This window comes from Chryseosolibacter indicum (assembly GCF_018598585.1).
GTDB lineage: Bacteria > Bacteroidota > Bacteroidia > Cytophagales > Cyclobacteriaceae > Chryseosolibacter > Chryseosolibacter indicus.
This window is the reverse complement of record NZ_JAHESD010000104.1, coordinates 1-10,053: the sequence shown is the minus strand read 5'-3', so window position 1 is coordinate 10,053 and position 10,053 is coordinate 1. Positions and strand designations below refer to the sequence as shown.

The 10,053-nt window shown below is 38.9% G+C and carries 4 protein-coding genes and 1 pseudogene; all 5 read right to left on the bottom strand.

Features of this window, described 5'->3' with window-relative positions; all coding sequences use genetic code 11:
* The coding region (locus tag KK060_RS23920; protein ID WP_254157644.1) for a DNRLRE domain-containing protein at positions 1-995 on the bottom strand (995 nt) is incomplete at its 3' end.
* Between the two features lie 42 nt (positions 996-1,037).
* The gene (locus tag KK060_RS23915; RefSeq protein ID WP_254157642.1) at positions 1,038-1,361 is read right to left on the bottom strand and encodes a hypothetical protein; all 324 of its coding nucleotides are present in this window, start codon (positions 1,359-1,361) and stop codon (positions 1,038-1,040) included.
* A 196-nt stretch (positions 1,362-1,557) separates the two neighbouring features.
* Entirely contained in the window at positions 1,558-2,283 is a 726-nt protein-coding gene (locus tag KK060_RS23910) for a hypothetical protein (protein ID WP_254157640.1), read from the bottom strand.
* 10 nt (positions 2,284-2,293) lie between these two features.
* Positions 2,294-5,572, bottom strand: a complete 3,279-nt coding sequence (locus tag KK060_RS23905; RefSeq protein ID WP_254157638.1) for a leucine-rich repeat domain-containing protein — start codon at positions 5,570-5,572, stop codon at positions 2,294-2,296.
* A 41-nt stretch (positions 5,573-5,613) separates the two neighbouring features.
* Positions 5,614-10,053: pseudogene (locus tag KK060_RS23900) on the bottom strand (hypothetical protein); the annotation flags it as partial.

Below are 10,053 nucleotides of genomic sequence, written 5' to 3'. Positions count from 1 at the left end.
TTACTCATCCCCATTTCCGTTGTGTAAACATTCCCTGTCGACCCTGAGCATACTCCAACTGGTTCAGATACTGTTGGGGGGCCTGACACTTTTACTATTTGTGATCCTGGAGAAGTGGCTGTGCGTCCATAATTATCTGTATATATCACACTCACCGTGTGGCTTCCTATTGTGTTCCACGTCACTGTTACACTATTGCTCGTGGTTGTTCCTCCTGATGTTATCACGCCCCCCTGAACATTCCAAACGTAGTTACTCATTCCCGAGGCAGTGGTATATATACTGCCTGTAGTAGTTACACATACACTGCCTGGACCGCTAACTACAGGGGTAGGAGGCGCAGGAAGTAAATATTGTACTACAAGCTTGGGACGAATAGCTGCGTTTGTATGGTTTGTACTTGCATAGTTACGTGATCGGTAATGAGCCTCATTTTCTAGAAGCATCTTTAATCCATAGTTAGAAGTTGGATTGTTAACCCAATCCTGAACCATTGCAGTGAGGTTGATCTCGATATTCTCTGTCGTTGAGGTGGAGGGACCTACCCAAATGCGATTTAATGTAGTAGTCAGAGGTTGGCTATTCCACGTAACCGTATTCTGGTCCCATGATCCAATTGCCTTTTCCAGATAGACAGCGTTTGATCCATCAAGTTGGCTATTCCCATTCACATCACCGCCATTTGTAACGGTAGGGTCGCTATATAAATATAACTTCGCTGATTGAACTATTGACCCTGGAGCAATACTATTGAGATTAAATGAAAGTAAAGCACGACTATAACTGGGATAGCTCGAATTAGTCCAGGCAATTGCTGGTATTCTCGCATACGTTCCATAATTAGCATCACGTGTATACTCATAACCAGGACGAGCAACATTATATAACATCGCATCCTTTATATCACTCCCACTTATGGTTACTACCTGCTGACCAAAAGCAATATGGCTTAATAAAAAAAACTTGAGGGTAATAGCTATTAGGCAACGATTCATTTTATTCTCTTTTGCAATACTGTAGGTCCTACTTTTCAAATATTAAAAATCAAGATCCTTATCTTCCGCACTAAACGCATAATCAGGATGTTTCTCCAGAAAATCCTTCCTCTGGATCGCTCTCTGTCTTTGCAAGCTCATCAATTGTTCGAACTGTTGTGGGGTAAGTACCTTTCTCACTTCATTTAAGGCGTCCTGATTTATAGCTGTATAGTCCACCTGTTTACGTAAAGCCTTCACATTTGCAATACTTTTCCAGCGCGTCTTAACTATCTCATGTACCTTAGCCTGTTGTTCACTTGTGAGATTTAACTCTCGCGAAATCCTTGATACTATCGCTGCAGACTTTACTTCATCCTTCCTCATTGACAGTGTATCCTGGCTATAAGTCACTCCCCTAATTAACAACAAAACCAAACTCAAAACTGCCACTCTAACCAAACTATTCTTGATCAAATATGCGAACAGCTGATAAACTAGGTATGATAAACTTTTTAGCATAATATTCTTTCGTGGAAGCTTAACTAAGGTATGAGTGTTAATAAATAAACAACAAACAGTACTAACGTTTATCGATCAAACGATATCCTTTGTACTCAGCTAACAATTTCTTATTTCTATCATCGATAACTTTTGCTAACGCTGTACCATTAAAAACAGTAGTTTTATAATGATAGTTGAAATCGCTAAACTCAAATAGTAAGGAATCAATATGCTGCAACTCATCATTTGCAAACTCAAGTACTGCCCTCTTCATGATAAGGTTCTCCTCATCAAGCCAATAAGTAACAGACTTAATACCTATACCTCCGGCAATCTCATTCTTTAAATGAAGGATAAGTTTTTTAGTAGGACGGTTTGTAAAAGTTCTTATGCTTGCATCTTCTGAACAACTTTTTAATACCAAATAATTGAACAGCGAGTCCTGAAGATTAACAAAATATTGAAGCTGATTTTTACGCTTGTCTGCATCCACCGGTGATGTAATAAAAATGGTATTCTCCTCTGGCCTTATTAACACCATTGTTTTAGAATCCTGATAGATCGTAACACCTTCAGATTTCATTTTAATCTTTTTATCAAACATGGCTACTTCAATTTCGTCCTCATGAGATGTTCCTTCTATTGTCTTTACTGTGACAGCGTACTTCATAAACACACCGCTTCCGGAAGGAGGCCCGCTTTTCATCTTCTTAAAAACCTGCTTAAGAAGTCCTTTACCGTCATCGCCAAGTGCCACCTGGTGCAACATCAATACAGCGACAACAACCCACAAATACCTTTGCATATTCGTATATTTATTTACCTACCGCCTTAACGTTATACTGCGTTTCCTGTACCGTTTTAATTCCACGTTCTGTTTCAATTATCTTCCGAATCAGCTTTCCTTCAGCATTGTATTGATAGAAGAGCCCAAAGTGCTGATCATCAAAAACAGTCAGCAAGCGAAGATTTGTAGCATCATAAACATAAGCAGCTATCTCTGCGTCCTTGGGTTGCACTCTTACATCATCAATCCAGATCGTGTTACCACCTGTGTGACGAATTCTTAAATTGATAGAATCTTCTGTATTAAATGCAATGAACCACGCTGGGGGCAAATAACATTCATATAAAGACCATTCCCCACTATTGGCCACCCATGTAAATTGAGTAGTGTGTAGGATATTATTGTTTAATTCTGTCAATTGCAGTTCGAGAGAATTGGAAACGTTTCCTCTCGCCCAAATTCTGGCATGAACGCCATTGTTTTTAAATTGGTTATTAACACGAAAAGCACGAATATTGACGGAAGTAGACCCGCTTAACTTATAAGAACTTCTACCTGAATGAAAAATACCAGAAGCTTCATGTATCCCCCCATTATTTAAAAAGCCATCTTCAAATTTATCTCCATACAGGTTCTCAAAACTCTCAAAAAGTACAGACTGGTACTCCGCGTTTTGGGCTATTAGATAAGGAACGGTCTCTTTGTAACCAAATTTGGCAGTGCTGGACACATTCAGCGCATTTACTTCCTCTGTTACATCTCCGTTTGGAGAATATTTCTCAATCTGATTTACCTTTACCCAACCTGGGTAATTTGATTTTTCACCTGATTTCCAGTTGAAGGGTTTATATTTAAAAGTTCCTCCATTGAAATTTTTGTCATTTGATTGTTCAAGAGAAGTATTATATACATAATTTGCTTTAGGTCTCCATTTTCCACGTTCTCCCCCTTCAAATGGATTACTTTGATGAGATGGATTGAGGTAAGAATAAGACCAGTCGTCAGAATGTGTTATGGCCTTGGCGGCGACGACGTTATCAATTGTTGATGCGGGACCAAAGACGCATGTAACTGGTATCCTTGAATTACAATCTGCACGCTCGAATACAATTGCTCCTGTTAATTTATCCATTTTAAAAACACCACCTTTGGCAGGTATTTCTGACTGACACAAGGGTGGTATCAGGAGTACTTCTACGTTGGCTCCCGTAAATTCAAGACCAGGCAAGCATCTGTTCATTATCTTTGTATGAAATATCCCAACATTATTAGAAGATGCATTCACTATCTGGGGGGATACCACATTCCAACCTCCGGCACCATTATTTCTTTCCCATTGATAGTAATTATTATTATCGCCAGGTGCTTTAAATTTAATGGTCACTTGCATGCCTTCAGGCACGTAAAACTTTCCAGGTTCTCCCTTTAACCCCTGAGGTTTTTGGGGGGCATAATCGAGAAGTTGAATTTTTCTAACACAGGAACTCTCATGATAGAAGACCTTCAGGTCATCAAAATCAAAAAGATTATCCCTGAGATAAATACTCACATTATTATTAAGTACACCATCAGGAATACTTGCAAACTCATTATTAGAAATAATAATATTTTGGAAGGAAGGCAGGGTTAGAAGACTAGAGGGAACTTCTCCCGTAAACTTATTATGTGAGATATCCAAATGAGTTAGTGCTGAAGGAGTATTGATGCCAGGAAAAGGAGAAGTTAACTCATTATTCGATGCATTGAAGTATTTCAAATTCCTAAGCTCTTTGATAAAATCCGGTAAAGGTCCGTTTAACGAGTTGTAGCTCATATTTAAATGAGAAAGACTTGACAAAAATTGGAAATTGTCCGGCAGTGGCAATTGAACCTGATTATAGCTGATATCCAAGGTTTCCAACTTATTCATATTTCCGGTCCCAAACCATACAGGCAACGGTGCAGGGCCGGCTATAGCATGCCACCTCATAGACAAGGACTTTAAGTTACTCATGCTCTTTAAAACACTTTCGACCCCTATATTAGTCATGTCTATCCAATTTCTCCTGGTACTCGACCAATCATTCCCTAGTATCTCGTTGCTAATATTAAGTGTGGTGAGATCAGATAGACTTGTAAGAACAAAGGGCAACTTCGAAGTTAATTGACAGGCCTGCATCGATAATGATGTTATTTTCGATCCGTTCAGATTACTCAAATCAGAGCCCGCAATTGGATTCAGGGAAAGCTCGAGAAACCTTAGTGAAGTAATCTGGTAGAAGTTAGAAGAAACATCAGTCAAATAATTACCTGTAAGATACAACTCAGTCAAATTAGAACAGCCTTTTAATAGCTCAACCATATTGTAAAAACGGGCACCAACACTGCCAGTATTTCCTAGCCTATTATATTGTAGGTGTAGCGTGTAAAGTTGATCGAGCTGGTGAAAATTGCTCGACAACTCTTCAATCAAAGTACTGTTGAGGTTTAACGTTTCTAATGACATCAAATCTCCAATTGGAGAAGGTAAATTAGTTATTACATTACCACTTAGGTCTAGTGTCTCTAAATTTGTAAAAGTAGAGAATTCAACAGGAAAAGAGTTATCATTCAAACTACATTCTATCAGGCTAAGACTTTTTAAGTTTGACAGACCCCCAAATTCTGGTCTAATCCTATTTGTGACAAAGTTTTCTATTGTTGAAAAGACATTATAGTTCAATGTTAGATCCGTAAGGGCTGTAAGATTTCCAAACAATGCAGTGGGTAGAATAGTTAGACGTTGTCCAAAGCCATTGTCATCATAACTACTTAAATTAACATTTCTCATTTTATTGCTTGCTCCAAGCCAATCAACAACTCCCGTACAGTTATTCCCCCTAAGATCTAGCACTTCCAAATTTACCAAACCACTTAAACTTGGAAGTTGTCCACGTATTTCATTACGGCTACTACTAGCAGATTGATAATTAGATTGTATGGTTAAGGAAGTAAGGGCTACGAGATTGTTTATTGTAGAAGGAATACTTCCCTTGATATTGTTTTCACTATTCAAAGTAATGGTCACTACATCGCCGTTGGCTATTGTTACGCCAGGGAGATCAGCTAATTGTGAATACACAGCAGAAGTCGTAAAGTCAGAAATTAAGGTAGCTGGGTCCTGCAACTTTGCTACGTTCCATGGTCTGATCCAATTGCTATTAGAACTAGTTGTTGCGAAATATAAGTCAAGCAACGCCTGTTTCTCATCCGTATCGCTTACACTTCCCTGCGAGAACGCAATATTTTGGCTAAGCAAAAGCAATAACATTCCTAAGATAAGTTTCATATTTCTAATTACAGATTTCACTTTCAAAGGCTTAAAAAATTTTAAAAAGGAATTGGCATTTTTATCAGTACCCATTCGCTTCCACATTGAACTTCAAATGTTCCCAATTCTAACTTCACGTTCCCGTCATTTGTTTTAAAGTGGATGTTAACGTTCTTCACAGTAGCATCCATTAAATCAGCAGAACACCCTTCCGGCAATTTGTCAACGAATTGCACCAGGTTCATGTGCTCATACGGACCAGGCAACATGAGTGCATCCGGATTAGACTGATTACTATAGGCATGATTTAAATGTTCAACAAACAAGCTGCCATCTCCTCTAGCTATATTCTGATTGCTACTTGAAGCTTTTGAAACATAGCGCTCACTATCTGGTTTTCTTACCGTTGCTGCGCTTATACTATTCTCATTTTGGTGATGAAAAGTTATATCTCCGGCTGATTCAGTAAGCTTATTGGTTCTGCCACTTCTTACAATTCTCACTTCAGTTATTGAGGACGGATTACCGGGAGCACTTCCAGTTACCCGAACTAATTCAGCATGATCCCTGGAGTAGTCAATACTCTTTACCTGGAAAAGATAATTCTTACCCAAATCAAGTACGTCGCCAGTTGTTAACTGTGCCAACGTATTACAGCCTACATCACCGGCAAATGTAAGGTGAGCATCTGAAGTATTTTGTGCTGTATAAACAAAATTAAGCGATTGACCTGCCATTTCACTTGACTTGAATAATTTTCCTTCCGTCACATACTTTGCTGTGTAGTTAGGGTACTCCCAGCTGGCCGGGACATTCTGGGCTAGGTATGCGCCTTTGAACTCATCCGATGATCTAACTATCACAGGTCGACCTGTCCACTGATCAAATCCCACATTTTCTTGTGTATGAAGAATTCCATCCTGATAAACTGTAGTTCTTTTTACTATAGCCGGATAGCGCACTACTTTACTGGTAGCATGCGTATGAAGTGACCCTTCCGTAATGCTAACGGAAGGCATAGCAGTAGGATAAACGAGTATAAAGGGAATAAAGGCATATATAATTGCTATTTCCAGATCACCTTCTACATTGGCGTCATAAGAAGATTCTTCTACTTTTTTCTGCGCAAATGTTATATCAACTTCACGTCCAGGGTTTTTAAGTGTAATATCACCAAAGAGAGAGTTTACAACAGGTACTTTTTCTCCTGGCTTGTAAAATTCGTATGATGTCTTCGCTATAAGTGTAGATTTAGTTAATGCTATTACATCATCCTGAGGACCGCTGTAGGACGACTTGTTTTTCACCTGCCCGTGCATACTGTTTAAAATAAAACTGAATCCTTGTGTTGCCCAAGATTTATCTTTAATAATGTTCACGAGCACACCGTAAAGCAACTTTTTATCAGGTGTAGGTGCATTAATCGATGTCATTGTTCCCTGATTATTAGGATGGGCCAGAGTAATAGGAAAATCTTTTGCTGTATAAAATTCATTAATACTAAATCCTGGGTTTGTTTTCCCACTATGAATATTTTTCACGATAACCCTTGAATATCCCACGGAAGGAGCAGGAAGAATACTTTCTCCTATTGGCCCCTCTGACTGCTTTTTGTCTTTTCCTGCTATTATTTTACTCCAGAGACCTTGGCCCTTCCTACCTACGAAACCAACCAAAATATTTTCTTCTCTAATTGTTTGAGGTTCATTTGTAGCAACCCCAGAGGTAATGATGTGACCATCATCTATTGTCTGGTAGAGATACTCATTACCGAAAAGTACCGGCACACCGTTTACTCCCTTATCAAACATAAGTAAGCGTTTTACACGAACACCACCTCCTTTTTTTGCTAGTGCTGTCGGTATACGCAAGTAGGAATTCGCAGAACTCAACTTTTGGCAGATCGAACTTGGAGCGATCATGCCACGGGCCATGCCGTATAACTGCCTGACAATAGCAATAGCTTTATCCTTCTCATTACCGTTGTTTGCATCATTCATTCCCGGAACACAGTTTCCAAAGGGATCAAGCATACCAAGTCGCTGCGTCTTTACAAACTCTTTACACACTTCGAACGGCAATTTGTTATTCTTTGTACTGGCAAGTTCAACATATAAATTTCCTGAAGCATCTATATCACATTTTGTAACTGTAGCATAACCTGTTATAAAATCTGCGTTACAATCATTTAAAGTAATAGATGGTTGTCCATTCTCCGGGTTCTCCACTAATCGATAAAGAAACTTAAAATACATTTTATTCCCGTTCGCTATGTAACGCTTCTGAATAAGCTCTTTGATCCTGTTTTTATCAGCTAGTGAGATCACTCCTATTGATGATGTATTGACAATGAATCTTTCAAAGTGAGCCGGGTCATTTTGTAAAGAAGCCATCACATGAGCCTCCTGATCCTGAACATAGGCATAATCATCCTGTTCATACTGAACATGGATTTCTCCTCCACTTGGAAGCTGTATCACCTTCAAATGCCATGCTGCTGGATCAAAACCATGAATGTTAGAACCAATTGTTTGATCCAACCAATTCCTCATATTCGAGAACCTTTCTTCTCCATTCGCCTGATAGTTACCCCACGCATCTGAATGAAAGGGACTATACCCGGGATTCTGCTCATCCTCGGTAAGGGATGAATAATTCGCCGTTACATCTTCTGGACCCGACTTATACTTAGATGGATACTTGGAATAATCCGGATAGCTGTAATTAAAAAGATAAGGACTTATTTTAGTTGTAGTAACTCCATTGTATTCAAAATGTACACGTTCAAGTGTAAGTTTTCCGTCGACGGAATTTGGCAATCCAGGACTTAAAGAATAACAATACTTGAAAATTGTACTTTTAATTGGCTTAACCCCTGCATTTACCACCGGATATCCCCTTGAGTCTCTTCCACAGTCGTTTATTGAATACAAGTCAATTCTATCAAGTTTTTTAACAGAGACAGATCCAGGGCTGCCTGCCACTTTATTCATAGCATCATCTTTATCTGGCGCTTCTCTTGAATCATCCCTGTTTGAAATTCGGAATATTGCAACGTGAGTTTTCGTTTCTATTGATTCTAGAAAATAAAGTTCCTTTTCTCCTTCACTATAAGAACCCTGATCATCTTTCGGATTGGAATGGGAATTTTTGTTGTATACTACACCCCGATATGGTGCACGCCAATTGTACCAATCAGTGGAAGTAGTTTTCTGATAATTAAAACGGGTATAGGAGCCGTTGTCATCAGGCGTAGCACCGTTCCCTGTCATGTCAACAAAATCAGGAGAACTAATTTCAGTCAATAAAAATGTCGATGCATATTTACTATCCTGCTCTTGTCCTACCTTAACTTTACCATCTACTATGTTTTGTTTAGTTGGATAAGCGATATAATTATTATCAATATTAGAAGCTACAACTTTTGTTACACTATAGCTCAGGCTCTTCTCATTTTTTGAATATACAGGTAAGGCATAAAGATATCGCATACCGCTTTCGTTAAACACTGCAAGTTCCCCTATTAAAGCCTTCGTTTCTTCATCCAACGATCCCCTTCCAGAAAGTGCATTTATATATTCATTTTTATTAAAGGCAATAAAGCTGGGTTTGTTGGCATTGCTAGGATCGATCATTTCCTCATTTGTGTTATAAGCAATGTAAGATGATCTTCCGCTGCGCTCACCATTATTATATGAGAAGCTTGAAGAGGGTAAGGATGGATCTCTTTTAGTCGATAAAAAGTTAGGAGAAGTTATAGAAGCCTGAAAAGGTTTATCATTATGGTTATATCCCCATTCACCGCCAAGATCATTGTTAAAGCGGAAGAATACAGGCTCATCAATATCTTTATTCGTACGTGATTCAAAGGAAGATAAGTCTCTTTTCCAATCTTCCATTGTCATATTTTGCTCGCCCTTTCCAATATCTACGCCAGGACCAAATGTCCACCCTGTACCTGCTTCAGCGCCTACATTTAAAATTGAGGTTTTACTTTTCACTTGGCGAGGACCAAAATGTCCGCTCCTTTTGTTATAAAGTCTGAAGCCTCCACCAATTCCTTCCCCTGTTACTGTGAAATTATCAGCATCATTAAAAGGTACTCCCAAGAATATATCACGTTTATTAAAATCCGTTTCTTTTTCTACGTGGTAATCCATTACACTATTACTAACAGCTCCGGCATCCGATGAATACAGATACCCATAACCTGAAACAGTCTGAGCTCCAACATTTTCCTGATAGGAATAACTTCCCGAAATATTTGCTGTTGATCCTGCTGGAAATGGATTGAGGTTACCCTGAAGCCCAATCTGAACGTTGTAGGATTTTCCGTTATAATCATGAACTATTGCAGGCTTAGAAAAATCATTAAATGAAAAAACGCCATAGCTACTACCCGCCAAACTAATGTTTCCACTTCCTGCAACGCCACCAATTCGTTTAACTTCAGAGTTCTTCTTTCCCGCTCTACTTCCTTTCGTTTCATATGTCTCAAC